Here is an 18,114-nt window from a genome sequence, read left to right on the forward strand (position 1 = left end):
TATGCACACGCAGCGGCGAGGCGGCGCCCGGGCAGCCCGTGCGCCAAAGCCGTTATACTGGCTCAGCCGGGGCGCGATCTGTTGTACCGCACATTGCCGGCGCCTGAATTTCACTGTTCCAGAAGAGCGTATGAAACGTTACTTGACCGCATTTCTCGTCGCCGCCTGTTTTACGGGCATTTCGGGCGCCGCCGTTGCGCAGGCTTCGCCGGACGCCGGCGTCAGGGCCGCCGTGGAAGGCACCGTGAAGGCCATGCAGGCCGACCCGCAAGCGCGCGGCGGCGACATGAACAAGATCACCCAGGTGGTCGAAACCCATTTCGTTCCCTCCACCGACTTCAAGCGAACCACGCGCATCGCCGTCGGCAAACCTTGGGCGACCGCCACGCCCGAGCAGCAGCAGAAGCTCTATGAGCAATTTCAACTCCTGCTCGTGAAAACTTATGCATCGTCGCTCGCGCAGCTTCGCGATACCCAGGTGACCTTCAAGTTCCTGCCCTCGAACACCCCCGCGGGCGCGAAGGACACCGTGGTGCAGTCGCACGTCCTCAGCAACGGCGGCGACGACGCGATCGACTACCGGCTCGAAAATACGCCCAACGGCTGGAAGATCTACGACATCAACATGATGGGCGCCTGGCTGATTCAGGTCTACCAGACGCAATTCGCCGACCAGATCGCCAAGGGCGGCATTGACGGGCTCATCAAGTTCCTCATCGAGCACAACGCTCACAGCTGATCGCCGATCGCTGTTTGCGCACGCATTATGCCTGTGTGCGCCCCGGCCGGAGCCGGCGCGTTGACGCTTGCTCCGGTTCTGGCCCCCTCACTTCCGGCGGTGTTCTACCGCGAACTTGATCAGTTCCGCCTGACCTTCGATCTCCAGCTTGCGCTTCAGATTGAGCCGGTGCGTTTCCACCGTGCGCACCGAAAGCCCTTCGCGCTGCGCGATCTGCTTGCTCGATAGCCCTTCGGCGAGCGCGTCGAGAATGTCGCGCTCGCGTGGCGTGAGCCGCTCGATGGGCGTACTGCGCGCCGACGCCTGGAACATGCGCGCGCTCAGGCCCGCGCTGAAATACGTCCGCCCGGCCAGCACCGCCTCGATCGCACGGATGATCTCGGTGGCCGGCGAATCCTTGAGCACGTAGCCGCTCGCGCCCGCGCGCACGGCCTCGGTCACGTATTCGACGTTGTCGTGCATCGAGAGCATGAGCACGCGGATACCCGGAAAGCGCCCGTGGAAAATACCCGCGAGCGCGATGCCGTTCACGCCCGCCATGCCGACGTCCATCAGCACGAGATCGGGTTCGAGCGAAGCGGCGAGCGTAATGGCCTCGTCGGCGTTGCCGGCTTCGCCCGCGACCTCGAAGCCCGGTACGGCTTCGAGCCGCGCGCGCAAACCGTCGCGAACGAGCGGGTGGTCGTCGACGAGCACGAGGCGCGCGGGCCTCGCGGATTCGTTTACGTTTGCATTCGTCATGTCGACGTTCCTGATACGGCTGCAGCTCCTGGTGCCGCACTGGCCGTTCCGCTTGGCGAAACCGGCACCCAGGCGGTGACGAGCGTATGGCCGGGCTGCGAGCCGATGTCGAGGCGGCCGCCCAGCGACTCGAGCCGCTCGCGCATGTTGCGCAGGCCCAGGCCCGCGCGCGGATCGGCCAGCGCGTGGGCCACGTCGAAGCCGCGGCCGTTGTCGGCGATGCCGAGCGTCACGCCGTCGGCCGCGACTTCCAGCGTGAGCGCGGCGCGCGCGGCCCCTGCATGGCGCACGATATTGGTCAGCGCTTCCTGGGCGATGCGAAAGAGCACGGTGTTCACGGCGTCGGACAGCGCGGGCGCTTGCGACTTTGTGCTCGCCGGTTTCGGAGCGCCTTGCGTAAAGGCGATTTCGATACCCGATTGATCCGCGAGTTCGCGCGTGAGCTGCTCCAGTGCGGCGGCGAGACCGAGGTCGTCGAGCATCGAGGGGCGCAGCGCGTGCGAGATGCCGCGCACTTCGCGCAGCGTGTCGGAAAGGCGCGAGAGGCCGGTCGCCAGCGAGGCTTCGGCGGCGGGCATGCGCGTTTCGCCGTGCTCCAGGCGCGCGAGCGCCGATTCGAGCAGCAATTTCACCGAAACGAGCATCTGGCTGATGCCGTCGTGCAGTTCGCGCGAGAGCCGCGCGCGCTCCTGCTCCTGCGACTCGACCACCTGTTGCGCGAGGCGCTTGAGCTTGGCGTCGGTGCTGCGGTGCTCGCTCACGTTGAGCACGAGTGCGCCGAGCGCGATGACGAGCACGCCCGCAATCGCGATGACGCCGAGCCACTGGATCGTATGCTCGATATTCGCCGAGGCGCGTTCGTCGATGCGCGCGAGCGTCGAATCGACATCATCCAGATAGATGCCGGTGCCGATCATCCAGCCCCAGCGCGGCAGCGGCACGACATAGCCGAGTTTGGGAGCGAGTTTGCCCGTGGACGGCCGGTGCCACATGTAGCGCACGTAGCCGCCGCCGCGCCGGGCGGCGGCGATCAACTGCTGGATCGTGAGCGAGCCCTGCGGATCGCGCAGATTCCACAGGTCCTGGCCGACGAGACCCGGCTCGCGCGGGTGCATGAGCGAGCGCCCGTGCATGTCGTAGACGAAGAAGTAGCCGTCGGGGCCGAAGTCCATCTTTTGCAGCACGGCGAGCGCGGCGAGCTGGCGGTCGGCTTCGTCTGCGGGCGCGGGCAAGGCGGCGCTGGCGTTCTCGCCGGGCGCGTAGAGCGGCGCGATGGCGCTCGTGGCCAGTTCCACGTAGTGACGCAGCTCGATTTCCTTGCTCGTCAGATAGGCGCTTTGCATGGTCGCGTGCTGCGTTTGCGCGAGCTGCGTGGCTTGCTGGCGCACGCCGATTCCGATACCCGCAATGGCGGCGAGGAACGGCACGACCGCGAGCAGGAAGATTTTTGTCTTCAGGCGGCGGTCGGCGAAGAAAAATGGGGCGGGCATGACGGTGTTCGAAAGCGGAATCTGCAAGCATAACCGGGCGCGCGGCGAGGCTGGCGATCCACGCAGCGCTCGCGACCGGCGCATGCAGATTACGGAGACTGTATCGCCGCGATGATAGCGATTCCCCGGCCGGCTTCTGCCCAGACTCGTCAGCGTCACGCTTATGTCGGCGTTTTCCCTGAGCGCGCGAGACGCATTGCGCGGCAGGTATCGCCGCCGTTGAGTGTGCGTTGAGCGTGTATCGAGCGCCGTCTTTTTTGCTACGTAATTGTACGTAGATCGCTTACGTAGTTGTCCGGTTGTGGCTGACGGCCTGAAAGCGAATACTACCGCCCACGGCATGGCGCGGTGCGTCATGCATGTGCCGGCATAGATCGGCGCGCCAGGGCCCGGACCCGATTCCGGGTGCGAAGCTAAAACCAAAAAACGGAGACACCGCATGAGCCGGGCATCCAGTTTTGTCGTCTGGACGATCGTCGCGCTACTCGGCGCGTTCGCGTTCGGCACCATCGCGCTCGCGCACGGCGAGCGAATCAGCGCATTGTGGATCGTGATTTGCGCCGTGTGCGTCTATCTGATCGCGTATCGTTTCTACAGCCGCTTCATCGCGAGCACCGTCCTGCAGCTCGACGGCCTTCGCATGACGCCGGCCGTGCGCCACAACGACGGGCTCGATTACGTGCCCACCAACAAGTACGTGCTGTTCGGCCATCATTTCGCGGCGATCGCGGGCGCGGGTCCGCTGGTCGGCCCCGTGCTGGCCGCGCAGATGGGCTACATGCCCGGCATGCTGTGGATTCTCGCGGGCGTGGTGTTCGCGGGCGCCGTGCAGGACTTTGTCGTGCTGTTCCTCTCCACGCGCCGCGACGGCCGCTCGCTCGGCGACCTCGTGAAGATGGAACTGGGTCCCGTGCCCGGCGTGATCGCGCTGTTCGGCACGTTCCTCATCATGATCATCATTCTCGCGGTGCTCGCGCTGATCGTGGTGAAGGCGCTCACGAACTCGCCGTGGGGCACGTTCACCGTGGCCGCGACGATTCCCATCGCGATCTTCATGGGCCTTTATGTGCGTTACATCCGCCCCGGCAAGATCGGCGAGATCTCGATCATCGGCTTCGTGCTGCTGATGGCGTCCATCGCGTTCGGCCAGCACGTGCACGATTCGCCCATGCTCGCCGCCATGTTCACGTTCACGGGCACACAGCTCACGTGGATTCTGATCGGCTACGGCTTCGTCGCTTCGGTGCTGCCCGTGTGGCTGCTGCTCGCGCCGCGCGACTACCTCTCGACGTTCCTCAAGATCGGCACGATTCTCGCGCTCGCGATCGGCATTCTGATCGTCGCGCCGGAACTGAAGATGCCGGCGTTCACGAAGTTCATCGACGGCACGGGTCCGGTCTGGTCGGGCAACCTGTTCCCGTTCCTCTTCATCACGATCGCGTGCGGTTCGGTTTCGGGCTTCCACGCGCTGATCTCGTCGGGCACGACGCCCAAACTGCTCGACAACGAAACCAACGCGCGCTTCATCGGTTACGGCGCGATGCTGATGGAGTCGTTCGTCGCGATCATGGCGCTCGTGGCCGCTTCGGTGATCGAGCCGGGCGTGTATTTCGCGATGAACGCGCCGCTCGCCGTGCTCGGCACGACGCCGGACGCCGTCGCGCAAACGGTGGGCCACTGGGGCTTCGTCCTCACGCCGGAGATGCTCACGCACACCGCCCAGGCCGTGGGCGAGACGACCATTGTCGCGCGCGCCGGCGGCGCACCGACGCTGGCCGTGGGCATGGCGCAGATCCTGCACCAGGTGGTGGGCGGCGAAGCGATGATGGCGTTCTGGTATCACTTCGCCATCCTTTTCGAAGCCCTCTTCATCCTGACCGCCGTTGACGCGGGCACGCGCGCCGGCCGCTTCATGCTGCAGGACCTGCTCGGCACGTTCCACCCGTCGCTCAAGCGCACGGAATCGCTGCCCGCCAACCTGATCGCCACGGCGCTTTGCGTGGCCGCGTGGGGCTACTTCCTCTATCAGGGCGTGGTCGATCCGCTCGGCGGCATCAACACGCTGTGGCCGCTTTTCGGCATCTCCAACCAGATGCTGGCGGGCATCGCGCTGATGCTCGGCACCGTCGTGCTGTTCAAGATGAAGCGCGAGAAGTTTGCGTGGGTCACGGCTGTGCCGACGGTCTGGCTGCTCGTCTGCACGCTCACGGCGGGCTGGCAGAAGATTTTTGACAGCAACCCGAAGGTGAGCTTCGTTGCGCACGCGCAGAAGCTTTCGGCCGCCATTGCACAAGGCAACGTCGTCGCGCCCGCGAAGTCGCTCGAGCAGATGCAGCGCATGGTCTTCAACGACTACGTGGATGCCGCGCTTTCGGGCCTCTTTATCTTCGTCGTGGCGAGCATCGTGGTTTATGGCCTGATCGCGATTGCGCGCGCACGCCGCATCGACCGCCCGACCGCCCAGGAAACGCCTTACGAAGCGATGCCGGCGGGCGGCGCGGCTGTCGTGTCGCAGCGCGTGCATTGAACCGGCGTCGGCAACCGAACGGAGCGCATCATGTTCTCGGGACTTCGCGACAACGTACAGACGGCCGGGCGCTACCTCGGCCAGGCCATGCGTTTGATGGTCGGCTTGCCGGATTACGAGGGCTACGTCGCGCACATGCGCGCGACGCATCCTGACCGGCCCGTGATGACATACGAGGCGTTTTTCCGCGAGCGGCAAAACGCACGGTATGGGTCGGGCGCGGGGAAGTGCTGCTGAGTCCCCGCTGATTGTTGTTTCAACGCGAGGCGCGACGGCGAAAGCCGTCGCGTTTTTTTTCGCAAGTAACGCACTCGATTCGAGGCGTCATCAAAGGCGCTCAATTCTCGCGGCGCCCCGCCGTTAACTTTGACGACGACATTCCGCACCAATTCGACGTGTCGCGCCTCGCCCGGCGTCCCCCCACTGCTTCGGATCGTCGGGAACCGCATCTGCAGGGTTGCCGCACACGGCAACACCTCATCTTGAACCTCTGCGCCGTACGGCGTGCGAATCAACGAATCTCTCATGGTCTTGCATCGAATTGGCGCCGCCTTGCTTGCGGCAGCACTGAGCGCGACGGTCGTGCCCGTTTGCGAAGCTCAATACGCTACCGACTGGATTGCGAACACCTACGGTACCAACGCGACGCGCGTGGGCAACGTCGCGCGTTCGATGTGGGTCGCGCCGGAAGGCGTGATCTATACCTCGTCGATGTGGGACGAAAACGAAGGCGGCGTCGCCATTTACCAGAACGGCCAAAGCCTGGGGTCGATCGGCGGGCACGGCGACTTCCAGGGCGGCGCGATCACGGGCAACGCGACTTCGCTGTTCGTCGCGATGCAGTACAACGCCTCGTATGGCAGCGGCACGGTCGGGCGCTACAGCCGCGGCAGCGGCACGCGCGAGCTGCTCATCAACGTGAGCGCCGATACGACCGGGAAACTCGCCGATGTCGTCACCGGACTCGCGACATCGGGCTCGCTCCTCTACGCCAGCGACTTTCCCGGCAACCGCGTGCGCGTGTTCACCACGGAAGGCGTCTGGCAGCGCGACATCGGCGTGAGCGCTCCCGGCGCACTGGCCGTGGACGCGGCCGGCAACCTCTGGGTCGCGCAAAAGAGCGCAGGCGCCGTGCTCGAATTCAGTCCCGGCGGCCAGCTTTTGAATACGGTCCAGCTCGCGGCCTCCGCGCGACCGTCGTCGCTTGACTTCGATTCGCAGACCTCACAGTTGATGATCGGCGACTCGGGTCCCGACATGAACATCAAGCTCTACAACGTGGCGGGCGCGCCGTACGCGACCGGCACGTTCGGCGTTCGGGGCGGTTATCTCGACACAACCACCGGCGCGAAAGGACAGGCGGGCGACAAGCGCTTCATGCGCGTGGCAGGCATCGGCAAGGATTCCGCCGGCAATCTGTACGTGCTGAACAACCCGTGGGGCGGCTCGTGGGATCTCGGCCGCAACGGCGGCACGGACATTCAGGCTTACGACGGCACGGGCACGCTGCGCTGGAAGCTCCAGTCGGTGAATTTCGAAGGCAATGCGGCACCCGACCCCGCCACCGACGGCGCCCTGTTCTACGGCGGCATGAACGTCTATTCGGGCACGGCGGGCGGCACCTTCGTCGCGAATACCATCGATCCGGTCACGTATCCGTCCGACCCGCGCATCAATCTCAACGATTCGCAACGCGGCGAGCATTTCGCGCAGCTCGCGAGCGTGGGCGGCCAGCGCATTCTCGTGGCTGCCGGCCAGAACCCCGACACGTTCTACTTTTTTCACTTCAACGCGTCGAGCGGCTACATCGCCATTCCCGACTACGCGTTGCCAGGTTCCGCATTCGGGACGACGGCCCCGGTGCGCAACGGCTTTTGCCTCGACGGCAGGGGCGACCTGTGGGTGGGCCTCGACAAGTCCAACGTCATTTCGCACTACCCGCTAACGGGTTTCGACGCGAGCGGCAAGCCGCATTGGGGCGCCGCGATCACCGCGCCGATTCCTGGCACGATCGCGCGGCTCACGCGCATTCTCTACCTGCCCGAAAGCGACACGATGATTCTCGCGGGAGAAGATGCCGGCGTCACCGACTGGACCGCGGTCGGCACGCGCGTCGAGGTGTATCACGGCTGGCTCGCCGGAAACAGGAGCACGCCGAATCCGGTCATCAACCTCACGAGCGCGAATCCGAAGTCGATCGCGGCTGCCGGAAATTATCTGTTCGTGGGCTACGTGCACACCGTGCCGAACATCGATGCGTTCAACCTCACCACGGGCGCGATCGACACGACGTTCGTCGACAGCAGCCCGAGCGCGGTGTACGTGGGCAACGACGTGGATTCGATGTATGGCGTGCGGGCGTATCGACGCTCGACCGGCGAATTTGTCGTGACCAGGGACAACTACAACGGCGCCAGCGTCGTGGTGTATCGCTGGACGCCAGCGGCCGCGAGCATGAGCGCGGCAACAGCGGCGGCGACGGTGTCGCCATTCACCGCGAAGTGAGGAAACGACAAAGGGCGCGACGGCATGAACCGTTGCGCCCTTTTTGCAGGCTGACCGCGCGAAGCGGAAAGCGGCTTAGCCGGCCGCGACCGTTGCCGGCTTCTTCGTCTTGGCCGCGTTCTTGATCTCTTCGAGCTTGATCTCGACGTGACGCGAGAACACGTACTCGGCCGGACGCTGGCCGTCGAGCGGGATGTCCTTGGCGAACTCGCCTTCGGTTTTCGGGCCGCTCATCGCGACCTTCAGTGCCTTGAGCGGATGCGCGACGGTGTCGAGCACGGCCGTCGCCTCGAAGCCGCAGTGGACCATGCAGTCCGCGCACTTCTCGTAGTTGCCGGTGCCGTACTTGTCCCAGTCGGTGGTTTCCATCAGTTCCTTGAAGGTCTTCACGTAACCTTCGCCGACCAGATAGCAGGGCTTTTGCCAGCCGAACACGGTGCGGGCCGGGTTGCCCCAGGGCGTGCATTCGTAGGTCTGGTTGCCCGCGAGGAAGTCGAGGAACAGGCTCGACTGGCTGAACGACCAGTTCTTGCCGTTGTTGCCGCGCTTGAAGATTTCGCGGAACAGCTTCTTGGTCTTGTCGCGGTTCAGGAAGTGCTGCTGGTCCGGCGCGCGCTCGTAGGCGTAGCCCGGCGAAACGGTGATGCCGTCCACGCCAATGGGGCCCAGCGTGTCGAAGAACTTCGCCACGCGCTCGGGAATCGCGTCGTTGAACAGCGTGCAGTTGATGTTCACGCGGAAGCCGCGGCGCTTCGCTTCCTTGATGGCCGCGACGGCCTTGTCGTAGGTGCCTTCCTGCGAGACCGAGTGGTCGTGCGCTTCGCGGTCGCCGTCGAGGTGCACCGACCAGACGAAGTACGGGCTCGGCTCGTAGTCGTCCATCTTCTTTTCCATGAGCAGCGCGTTCGTGCAGAGATACACGAACTTCTTGCGCGCCATGATGCCCTTGACGATCTGCGGCATTTCCTTGTGCAGCAGCGGCTCGCCGCCGGCGATGGAAACGACCGGCGCGCCGCACTCGTCGACGGCTTCGAGGCATTCCTGCAGCGACAGGCGCTGGTTCAGGATGGGGTCCGGATAATCGATCTTGCCGCAGCCGTTGCAGGCGAGATTGCAGCGGAACAGCGGCTCGAGCATGAGCGCGAGCGGATAGCGTTTGTTACCGCCGAAATGCTGACGGAAGATATAGGCGCCAACGCGGACTTTCTGGAGCAGCGGAATAGACAAGACGTGTCCTCCTTAAACTTCGCGCGCGACGAGCGGTTGCAACAGCTTCGACGGCAGCTTGAATTCGACTTTTTCTTCACGGCCCGTCATCGTCGACACCTCGACAGGCCCCAACGCGCGCAGCGCGTCGATCACGTTCTCAACCATTTCTTCGGGTGCCGATGCGCCGGCCGTGATACCGACCGTTTGCACATTGGCGAACCATTCGGGCTTCACTTCCGAGCCATCGGCGACGAGATAGCTCGGCACACCCGTTTCGCTGCCGATCTCGCGCAGACGATTCGAGTTCGAGCTGTTCGTCGCGCCCACCACGAGCAGAACGTCCGCCAGCTCCGACAGTTCGCGCACCGCTGCCTGGCGGTTTTGCGTGGCGTAGCAGATGTCGCGCGTGTCCGGGCCGACGATGTCGGTGAAGCGGGCGAGCAGCGCGTCGATGATGCCGCGCGTGTCGTCCACCGAGAGGGTGGTCTGCGTCACGTACGCGAGCGGCGCATCGAGCGGCAGGTCGAGCTTCGCAACGTCGGCTTCGCTCTGCACGAGCAGCACGGTGCCTGGAATCTGGCCGATCGTGCCTTCGACTTCAGGGTGGCCGGCATGGCCGATCAGGATCAGCGTGCGGCCCGCCGCGACGTACTGGCGGCCCTGCACATGAACCTTCGTGACGAGCGGGCAGGTGGCGTCGAGCACGTCGAGGTCGCGTTCCTCGGCGGCGCGTTCCACGGTCTTCGCCACGCCGTGCGCGCTGAAGATCGCCACTGCGCCTTCCGGTACCTCGTCGAGTTCTTCCACGAAACGCGCGCCCTTGTTGCGCAGGTTTTCGACCACATGACGGTTGTGGACGATTTCATGGCGCACGTAGACCGGCGCGCCGTGTTTCTGCAGTGCGCGATCAACGATTTCGATAGCGCGGACAACCCCCGCGCAAAAGCCGCGGGGTTGGGCAAGGATCACTCGCATAAGGTGGCGAACTCCGACTGCCGCAGGAGGCGAGCGAGTCGGTAAAAATGACCTGATCGCCGGCGGCTGTCTATTATTAAGGATGCAAAAATCCGCCAAAGGGGTGACGGAATAAAACCAGACGCGCATTTTAACCCCATCGCCCGCGGTTTGCTGCGCGGAGCACTAGCAGGTGCGGCGTGCACGCGACGGCGGCGCCCGCGCGACGGCCGGCAGTCCCCGAAAAGTTCGCCGCATGGCGCCCCGGCGGCACCCGGCATGCTCGGCCGGCGCCCCACGGCCGCATGGCGGCCATGCGGCAAATGAGACCGGACGCGCGGTCCTTGCGCGGTGCAACATGACGCGGGAACCCTTAAACTATTGCGTCCTGCGCTTGCCCGATGGCGGCCGAGGATACGACCCCATGCCGAACGCTTCGATGGAACCCGACCACTACGACGATTTTCCGGTAGCGCGCGTCTTGCTGCCGAAGGCGCTGCGCGCGCCTGTCGGCGTGATCTATCACGTCGCGCGCACGCTCGACGACATCGCGGACGAAGGCGACTGGAGCCCCGAGCTGCGTCACACGCGCCTCGCCGATTTCCGCGAGGGCCTGAACGCGGTGGCCGAAGGCCGCGCGGCGCGCGTGCATCCCACGCTGTTCGCGGAGCTCGCGAAAGTGGTGCGCGAATGCCAGTTGCCGCTGGAACCGTTTTACGATCTCGTCGCCGCATTCGATCAGGATATCGACACGACGCGCTACGCCGATCGCTTCGATCTGCTGGACTTCTGCCGGCGCTCGGCGAATCCGGTCGGCCGCTTGATGCTGCATCTGATCGACGAGGCGACGCCGGAGAACCTCACCGATTCCGACGCGATCTGCACCGCCTTGCAACTCATCACTTTTCTCCAGGACGTGGGCGCCGACTGGCAGCGCGGCCGCGTCTACCTGCCGCTGGCGGACCGCGAGCGTTTCGGCGTGACCGAGGCGCAGATCGCCGCCGGCAGGGCGGACGACGCGTGGCGCGCGCTGATGGCGCAGGAAGTGGCGCGCGCGCGCGCGCTCATGGTGGGCGGCGCGCCGCTCGCGCTGCGCGTGCCGGGACGCTTTGGCCTCGAGCTGTGCAGCGTCGTGCACGGCGGCCTGCGCATGCTCGAAATCATCGAGCGCGGCGGCTACGACGTTTTCCGCGCGCGGCCTGTGCTGCGCGCGCCCGACTGGGCCGTGGTGCTCCTGCGCACGGCGGCCATGTGGCTGTCGCGCCGCGTGGGCGTGCGCGCGCCTTCGATCGAGAGTAACAACGCATGACTACCACCCTCCTGTTTGCCGTCTCCTGCCTCTCGCTGTTGATCTGGCTCGTGTTGCTGTTCGGCCGCGGCGGCTTCTGGCGCGCGCGCCCCGCCGAACCGCTGCCGCTCGTCGAGCCGGCGGCGGGCTGGCCCGCCGCGTGTGCCGTGGTGCCGGCGCGCAACGAGGCCGACGCGATCGGCGAGGCCGTCAGTTCGCTGCTCCAGCAGGACTACGGCGGCGAATTTCACGTCATCGTGATCGACGACCACAGCACCGACGGCACCGCCGAAGCCGCGCGCGCCGCCGCACTTGCGCTGCAATGCCCGGAAAAGCTCAGCGTGATCGCTGCGAAACCGCTGCCCGCGGGCTGGTCGGGCAAGGTGTGGGCGCAGTCGCAGGGCATCGAGGCGGTGCGCACGCTCAAGCTTCCCGCCGACTACCTGCTCCTCACGGATGCCGACATCGGCCACCCGCCCGACGCGCTCGCGCAACTCGTGGTGCGCGCGCAGGCCGAAGGCCGCGACCTCGTTTCGCTGATGGTGCGGCTGCGCTGCGACTCGGTCTGGGAAAAGGCGCTCATTCCGGCGTTCGTGTTCTTCTTCGCGAAGCTCTATCCGTTCTCGTGGGTCAACAACCCGAAGAACCGCACGGCGGCGGCGGCCGGCGGCTGCATGCTGGTGCGCCGCGAGGCGCTCGAAGAGGCGGGCGGCATCGAGTCGATCCGCGCCGAGTTGATCGACGATTGCAGTCTCGCCGCGCGCATCAAGCATCGCGGCGAGGGCCGTCACCCGATCCGCCTCGATGTGGCCGCGAAGAGCATATCGCTGCGCCCGTACGATTCGTGGAAGGACATCTGGAACATGATCGCGCGCACGGCGTTCACGCAATTGCATTACTCGGCGTGGCAGCTCGCGGGCACGATCCTCGGCATGGCGGTCATCTATCTCGCGCCGCCCGTGGTCGCGCTCGCGCTCGGCCCGAAGGGCTGGCCCGCATGGCTCGCCTGGGCGCTGATGTGCTGCGCCTACTCGCCGATGCTCGCCTACTACCGGCGCTCGCCGCTGTGGGCGCCGTTCCTGCCGCTCGTCGCGCTGTTCTATGTGGGGGCGACGTTTGCCTCGGCGTGGCGCTTCTGGCGCGGCAAGGGCGGCCAGTGGAAGGCGCGCGTGCAGGCGCCCGTGCAGAGCCGTTGAAGCACGGCTCGCCGCCAGGCCGCCGCGAATGAAAAAAAGCCGTCGGTTTCGACGGCTTTTTTGTGGGGTGGACGCCCGCGCGTGCTAGCGCTGCGTGAGCATCATATACATCTGCACGACGACGTCGGGCGAGAACGTGAACGGCACCCAGCCGTGACCGGTGTGACGCAGCACCAGCAGGCGGTCGCCATTGGACTGCTTCTGCACGGCCATTACCGGATTTTTCGTGGACGCGAAGCGCCAGCCGGGCGGAATGCCGGGCGGCGGCTCCGGCTGCATCGAGGCGCGCGCGTTCGACAGCTCCTCGATCATCTGGCCGACTTGCAACGCGTTGAGCGTCACCGTCCGGCCGCCGATCGTCAGCGTGATTTCGTTCTGCGACGGCCGCGCCACGAGCAGTTCGGGCTGCGCGTCGGCGGCGGTCTCGGCCTGCTCTACCGCGGCTTCTGCGGCCTCGGCGGTCGCGACCGCTTCAGTCGCTTCGGCTTGCGGCGTGACGGCGGCATCCGCTGCCGGGGCGGCGGCGCGCTCCGGTTCGCCGGCTGCAGCGGGGGATGCGTGGAGGGGTTCTGCGGCGGCACGTTCGTCGGCGCGCGGTGTTTGCGCGGCGGCGGCGGCCTGAAGGAGCTGATCGACGCCCGCTTCGAGCACGCCAATCTGGTCTTGAAGATTCATGCGAGCTTCTCAGGTAAGACCCGCGATTTTACCCACAGCGCGCGTGCATTGCCCTTCCGGCGTTGTATGCATGTTGCAGGAAAAGTTGTAACAAATTGCTCGGCTGGCGCGCGGCTGCGCGCCGGAAGCTCATTTCGCATTCAGATAACCCGCTTCGCGGAACCATGCGAGCGCATCTTTCAAGCCCTCGCGATACGGTCGCGCGCGATAGCCAAGCTCGCGCTCCGCCTTCGCCGACGTGAAGTACATCTTGTTCTTCGACATCTTGAGCGCATCGACGGTCACGAACGGCTCGCGCTTCGTGAAGCGCGCCACGGCTTCCGCGCCCAGCGCGAGCGGGTAGAGCGGCCAGCGCGGCAGCGCGATCGTGGGCGGCTTGCGGCCCACCATGCCCGCGATGTCGGCGAGCATTTGCTGCAGCGGCAGGTTCTCGCCGCCGAGAATGTAACGCTCGCCAATGCGCCCGCGCTCGAGCGCGAGGAAGTGGCCCATGGCGACGTCGTCCACGTGCACGAGATTCAGGCCCGTGTCGACGAAGGCGGGAATCTTGCCCGTCGCCGCCTCGACGATGATGCGGCCCGTGGGCGTCGGCTTCACGTCGCGCGGCCCGATCGGCGTGGACGGATTGACGATCACGGCGGGCAGGCCGTCGCGCTCGATCATGCGCTCCACGGCGCGCTCGGCGAGCACCTTGCTGCGCTTGTACACGCCGATCGCCTGACCGGCCGTGAGCGGCGAGGTCTCGTCGGCGGAGTTGCCCGAGCTCGTGACCTTGAGCGTCGCCACGCTGCTCGTGTAGACGACGCGTTCCACGCCTGCGTCGAGCGCGGCGCGCATGGTCGCTTCGGCGCCTTCGAGATTGGCGCGCTCGATTTCGTGCGGATCGGGTGCCCACAGGCGGTAATCGGCGGCCACGTGAAAGAGGTAGCGCACGCCGGCAAGCGCCTTGCGCATCGAGGCGGCGTCGCGCATGTCGCCGGTGACGATTTCGACCTCGAGCGCTTCGAGGTTCTTGCGCGGGCTCGTGGCGCGCACCAGCACGCGCACGGCATAGCCCTTTTCTTGCGCGATGCGGGCGACGGCCGAGCCGACGAAGCCGGACGCTCCGGTGATCAGCACGAGATCTCGGTTGGCGCGGGAGGTGTCGGTCATTGCGGGTTCGCTTCCATGGTCGGTGACGCGCCGCGTGCGCGGCGTGGCACGGATTGTACGCGGCGCGGGCGTTCAGGTGCCTTGCCGGGCGCCCCGGCTGTGCGCCCGGCGTGCCCGCGCGATGGCGTCTACAATGCCGACCGTATCGGCCGTGGAAGCAACGAGGAATGGAGAAACGAGCAATGAGCGAACCCGATCTGGATGCGCGTCTCGAAACGTATTACGTGCGCGTGCACGGGACCGTGCAGGGGGTGGGCTTTCGTCACGCGACGGTGCGCCAGGCGCACGCGTTGCGCATTCGCGGTTACGTCGCGAATCTCGAGGACGGCTCCGTCGAGGCCGTCATCCAGGGCACGGCCAATCAGGTGGACCGCATGCTCTCGTGGCTGCGCCACGGGCCGCCTGCCGCGCGCGTGAGTTCGGTGGAGAGCGAGGAGCGCTTCACCGGGAAACGTTACGAGCGCTTCGAGCAGCACTGAAATCGCCCGATAAAAAAGCGGTGCGTCTCTCGCGAGGCGCGCCGCTTCTTCCTATGCGCCTCGCGTCACCTCACGGCAAGCAGACTCTCCGCGAATCCCCACTCCTTCTCCACCCACTGCCGCGCGCATTCGAAGCCCGCATCGGCGGCGATCGCCGGGATTTCATCGGCATGGTACTTGTGGCTGCTCTCGGTCCAGATCGTCTCGCCCGCGCCGATCTCGACCGTGAGACCGGCCGCGCGGACCCCGGCGCGCACGTCGCGCCTCGCCCGCAGATGCATTTCGATGCTGCGCACGTCCGCGTTGAAGCGCGCGACGTGCTCGAAGTCGCGCAGGTCGAAGTCGGCGTCGAGCTCGCGGTTGATGCGCGAAAGCAGGTTCAGGTTGAAGGCCGCCGTGGCCCCGATGGCGTCGTCGTAGGCGGCGATCAGCGTGCCGACGGGCTTCACGAGGTCGGTGCCGAGCAGGAGCGTGTCGCCGGGGCGCAGCATCGCGCGGATGTCGCGCAGGAAGCGCGTGGCCGCGAGGCGCGCGAAGTTGCCGATCGTGCTGCCGAGAAAGAGCACGAGCAACTGCTCGCCGCGCTTGCGCTGGCGGCTCACTTCGGAAAGGCCGGCGAGATAGTCGCGCTCGTAACCGACGATCGAGATGCGTTCGATGTCGGCGAGTTCGCGCCGGCACAGTTGCAGCGCGGTGCGCGATATCTCGATCGGACAGTACGACGTGGGGCGCTTGCGGCACAGCGCTTCGAGAATGCGGCGCGTCTTGCGGCCGCTGCCGCTGCCCAGCTCGGCGACCTTGACGTCGGAGGGCAGCGCTTCGACGATCTCGGGCGCGTAGCGCGTGAGCAGGCGTTCCTCGGCGCGCGTGACGCCGTACTCGGGCAGCACGGTGATCACTTCGAAGAGGGCAGAACCCACTTCGTCATATAGATACTTCGACGGCAGTTCCTTCTGCGGCGCATGCATGAGGCCTGCGCGCACTGCGGCGGCGAATTCGCCGGCGGCGGGAGAAAGGTCGGACGAATGGCCAAAGGCGCGGGCGGGGTCGGCAACGGCGGGGCGGGGCGCAGAAAGTGTCATGCGGGCTCCAGGGGCGTTGGACGTTGTGGGGACGGCGTCGTGCTCGCGGTGGCCGGCGAGCGCGCGGCGCGCGCCAGTCAAACGCGAGGCGCGGCTCCCGCAGCCCAGGCGGAATCCCGCTGGCTGCAGCGGAGTCCAGCCGGGTTGCGGCGACGGCGGGCTGGCGCAGCGAGACTTACGTTCTAGTCCATCGTCGTGCGATCTGCCGGACTAAATTGCTCTGCCTGCGGTGGGAGGGCGAGTGCGCACGACATATGCCCGCCTTGTGCGGCGCGGGTTTGCGGCACCTCTCGCAGCCCAAACACGACTAGAATGCGGTCTCGCTGCCGGTTTCGCCGGCGCGCGTCTTATTCAACAGCCAGTTCAAATGACAACGCTTTTACTCGTGCGTGTGAAATCTGCGCACCGCGCCGCTCGCGATTGCCCCGTTTCTGCTTTCCTGACTTGCACGTGCCGATGAACCAGTACGAACCAGGGCGCGGCATTGCGCTTTCAGTGGGGGCCTCGGCGTTGTTCGCGCTGATGTCGGCCTATACGCTGCTGCTCGCGCCGCTCGGCGGTCTCGATATTTTCGCGTGGCGCGTGATCTGGACCGCGCCCGGAGCGTTGGCCCTGCTGGTGCTGCGCAAGCGCGCGCCGCAACTGCGCGCGCTCCTCGCGCGCATGGTGAGCGAGCCGCGCACCGCGCTCGCGCTGGCGGCGAGCGCGGCGCTGCTCGGCTCGCAGCTCTGGGTGTTTCTGTGGGCGCCGCTGCACGGGCGCATGCTGGAAGTGTCGCTGGGCTATTTCCTGCTGCCGCTCATCATGGTGCTCGTGGGCCGCTTCTACTATCACGAGCGCCTCGAACTGCTGCAATGGCTCGCCGTGGCGTGCGCGGCCGTGGGCGTGGCGCACGAACTGTGGGCCACGCACGCCTTCTCGTGGCCTACGCTGCTCGTCGCGCTTGGCTATCCGCCGTATTTCGTGCTGCGCCGCAAGATTCACGCCGATTCGCTCGTTATTTTCGCCGTGGAAATGTTGCTGCTCATGCCGGTGGCGGTCATCGAGGCGCGTGCTGGCGGCTCGCTCGCGCTGCTCGACGCGCACAGGTTCCTCGCCTTCGTGCTGCTGCCGGGACTTGGCGTGCTCAGCACGGCGGCGCTGGCGTCGTACCTGAAGGCGAGCCGGCTGCTGCCGATGGCGCTCTTCGGCATCCTCGGCTATGTCGAGCCCGTGCTGCTCGTGCTCGTTTCGGTGACGCTGCTCGGCGAGCACCTCGGCGCGCGCCAGCTCGCGACCTACGTGCCGATCTGGCTGGCCGTCGCGCTCACGGCCGTACACGGCGCGCGGCTCGTGCGGTTCGGGCGCTGAAGCTGCCGCCGCCGCCGCTTACTGCCGCGCTTCCCGCCCGCGCGGCGGATTGATGCGCGTGGGACCCACCTTCGACTCGATCGCCGCGCGCAATTCAGGCCGCCAACCGATTCTGAACAACGCCTCGGCGAGCACGAAGAGCGGGCCGATCATGAGGCCGATCAGATCGTCGACGAAAGCGGGCTTGCGATGTTCCCACGCGATATGCCCGACGAACTGGAAGATCCAGCCGACCACGAACAGCGCCGCGCCGCCGCCCAGCCATACCGCGGTACCTTGCTGCGCGAGCCACGCGCCGAAGGCCACGCACGCGACGGAGACGATCGCCATCATGAGGCCGAGGGGCACGTCCAGCACGAGGTAGTAAATCGTGGCGGCGCCGAACAGCAGCCAGGCCGGCGAGACGGAAACCGGCAGCCCCGGCGCGATGACGGGACGCGAGAGCAGCACGGCGAGCGCGAGCACGATGAGCGGAATGCCGATGAAATGGGTGCCGATGTTGCGCGTGTCGCGGTGGTAGGCCGCGTATTGGGTGAGTTGCCCGGTCAGGTTTCTCATGAGTGCTCCTCCGTCTCCAAAATCATTATGATCGTCGGGCTCATGCGCGCAAACCTTCGGCTAGCCGACAATTGCGCCGATTTGTGTCCCGAGCGGGCGCTTGCTCGGGCCCGTCTGCTTCCCAGGCGACGATGATTCCACGTTCCGCTTTGCCGCTTGCCGCCACAAC

At 66.2% G+C, this 18,114-nt stretch carries 16 protein-coding genes; 8 read left to right on the forward strand and 8 right to left on the reverse strand.

Annotated features, from left to right (window positions below; translation table 11 throughout):
• Positions 1 to 130: 130 nt before the first annotated feature.
• Positions 131 to 739, forward strand: coding sequence for an MlaC/ttg2D family ABC transporter substrate-binding protein (locus BLU17_RS06305; RefSeq protein ID WP_091995867.1), 609 nt, complete (start codon positions 131 to 133; stop codon positions 737 to 739).
• Positions 740 to 826: 87 nt separating this feature from the next.
• On the opposite strand, the gene BLU17_RS06310 is transcribed toward BLU17_RS06305, so the two are convergent.
• Together BLU17_RS06310 and BLU17_RS06315 are read right to left on the reverse strand one after the other, a co-directional pair.
• Positions 827 to 1,480, reverse strand: coding sequence for a response regulator (locus BLU17_RS06310; protein WP_091995868.1), 654 nt, complete (start codon positions 1,478 to 1,480; stop codon positions 827 to 829).
• A complete protein-coding gene (locus BLU17_RS06315; protein ID WP_091996061.1) occupies positions 1,477 to 2,970 on the reverse strand; it encodes a cache domain-containing protein in 1,494 nt (497 codons plus the stop codon). Before BLU17_RS06315 ends, BLU17_RS06310 begins: the two co-directional genes overlap by 4 nt.
• A 439-nt stretch (positions 2,971 to 3,409) precedes the next feature.
• Here BLU17_RS06315 and BLU17_RS06320 point away from each other — a divergent pair, with 439 nt between their 5' ends.
• From BLU17_RS06320 to BLU17_RS06330, 3 genes are all read left to right on the forward strand, one after another.
• A complete protein-coding gene (locus tag BLU17_RS06320; protein WP_091995869.1) occupies positions 3,410 to 5,497 on the forward strand; it encodes a carbon starvation CstA family protein in 2,088 nt (695 codons plus the stop codon).
• Positions 5,498 to 5,527: 30 nt separating this feature from the next.
• Positions 5,528 to 5,734, forward strand: coding sequence for a YbdD/YjiX family protein (locus tag BLU17_RS06325; protein ID WP_091995870.1), 207 nt, complete (start codon positions 5,528 to 5,530; stop codon positions 5,732 to 5,734).
• 288 nt (positions 5,735 to 6,022) lie between these two features.
• Entirely contained in the window at positions 6,023 to 8,002 is a 1,980-nt protein-coding gene (locus BLU17_RS06330) for an SMP-30/gluconolactonase/LRE family protein (RefSeq protein ID WP_091995871.1), read from the forward strand.
• Between the two features lie 75 nt (positions 8,003 to 8,077).
• On the opposite strand, the gene hpnH is transcribed toward BLU17_RS06330, so the two are convergent.
• A complete protein-coding gene (hpnH, locus tag BLU17_RS06335) occupies positions 8,078 to 9,229 on the reverse strand; it encodes an adenosyl-hopene transferase HpnH (protein ID WP_091995872.1) in 1,152 nt (383 codons plus the stop codon).
• A 12-nt stretch (positions 9,230 to 9,241) separates the two neighbouring features.
• On the reverse strand, positions 9,242 to 10,186 hold the full coding sequence (gene ispH, locus BLU17_RS06340) for a 4-hydroxy-3-methylbut-2-enyl diphosphate reductase (protein ID WP_091995873.1): 945 nt from the start codon (positions 10,184 to 10,186) through the stop codon (positions 9,242 to 9,244).
• Positions 10,187 to 10,604: 418 nt separating this feature from the next.
• Between ispH and hpnC the strand changes: the two genes are divergently transcribed.
• Both hpnC and BLU17_RS06350 read left to right on the forward strand, forming a co-directional pair.
• Positions 10,605 to 11,474 carry a squalene synthase HpnC gene (gene hpnC / locus BLU17_RS06345; RefSeq protein ID WP_091996062.1) on the forward strand — a complete coding sequence of 290 codons (870 nt, stop codon included), beginning with the start codon at positions 10,605 to 10,607 and terminating at the stop codon, positions 11,472 to 11,474.
• On the forward strand, positions 11,471 to 12,649 hold the full coding sequence (locus BLU17_RS06350; RefSeq protein WP_091995874.1) for a glycosyltransferase: 1,179 nt from the start codon (positions 11,471 to 11,473) through the stop codon (positions 12,647 to 12,649). The genes hpnC and BLU17_RS06350 overlap by 4 nt, the downstream gene beginning before the upstream one ends.
• A gap of 84 nt (positions 12,650 to 12,733) precedes the next feature.
• On the opposite strand, the gene BLU17_RS06355 is transcribed toward BLU17_RS06350, so the two are convergent.
• Both BLU17_RS06355 and hpnA read right to left on the reverse strand, forming a co-directional pair.
• On the reverse strand, positions 12,734 to 13,324 hold the full coding sequence (locus BLU17_RS06355) for a hypothetical protein (protein WP_091995875.1): 591 nt from the start codon (positions 13,322 to 13,324) through the stop codon (positions 12,734 to 12,736).
• Positions 13,325 to 13,453: 129 nt separating this feature from the next.
• The gene (gene hpnA / locus BLU17_RS06360) at positions 13,454 to 14,476 is read right to left on the reverse strand and encodes a hopanoid-associated sugar epimerase (protein ID WP_091995876.1); all 1,023 of its coding nucleotides are present in this window, start codon (positions 14,474 to 14,476) and stop codon (positions 13,454 to 13,456) included.
• A 182-nt stretch (positions 14,477 to 14,658) separates the two neighbouring features.
• Between hpnA and BLU17_RS06365 the strand changes: the two genes are divergently transcribed.
• Positions 14,659 to 14,955, forward strand: a complete 297-nt coding sequence (locus BLU17_RS06365; protein WP_091995877.1) for an acylphosphatase — start codon at positions 14,659 to 14,661, stop codon at positions 14,953 to 14,955.
• 65 nt (positions 14,956 to 15,020) lie between these two features.
• Here BLU17_RS06365 and egtD read toward each other — a convergent pair whose 3' ends face one another.
• Positions 15,021 to 16,037 carry an L-histidine N(alpha)-methyltransferase gene (egtD, locus tag BLU17_RS06370; protein WP_091995878.1) on the reverse strand — a complete coding sequence of 339 codons (1,017 nt, stop codon included), beginning with the start codon at positions 16,035 to 16,037 and terminating at the stop codon, positions 15,021 to 15,023.
• Between the two features lie 456 nt (positions 16,038 to 16,493).
• Here egtD and rarD point away from each other — a divergent pair, with 456 nt between their 5' ends.
• Positions 16,494 to 17,387, forward strand: coding sequence for an EamA family transporter RarD (gene rarD, locus BLU17_RS06375; protein ID WP_091995879.1), 894 nt, complete (start codon positions 16,494 to 16,496; stop codon positions 17,385 to 17,387).
• 18 nt (positions 17,388 to 17,405) lie between these two features.
• Here the strand turns inward: rarD and BLU17_RS06380 are convergent, their stop codons facing one another.
• Positions 17,406 to 17,945 (reverse strand): Mpo1 family 2-hydroxy fatty acid dioxygenase, encoded by a 540-nt coding sequence (locus tag BLU17_RS06380; RefSeq protein ID WP_091995880.1) that lies wholly within the window; start codon positions 17,943 to 17,945, stop codon positions 17,406 to 17,408.
• Positions 17,946 to 18,114: the final 169 nt, after the last annotated feature.

This window comes from Paraburkholderia lycopersici, assembly GCF_900096975.1.
Taxonomy (GTDB): Bacteria; Pseudomonadota; Gammaproteobacteria; order Burkholderiales; family Burkholderiaceae; genus Paraburkholderia; species Paraburkholderia lycopersici.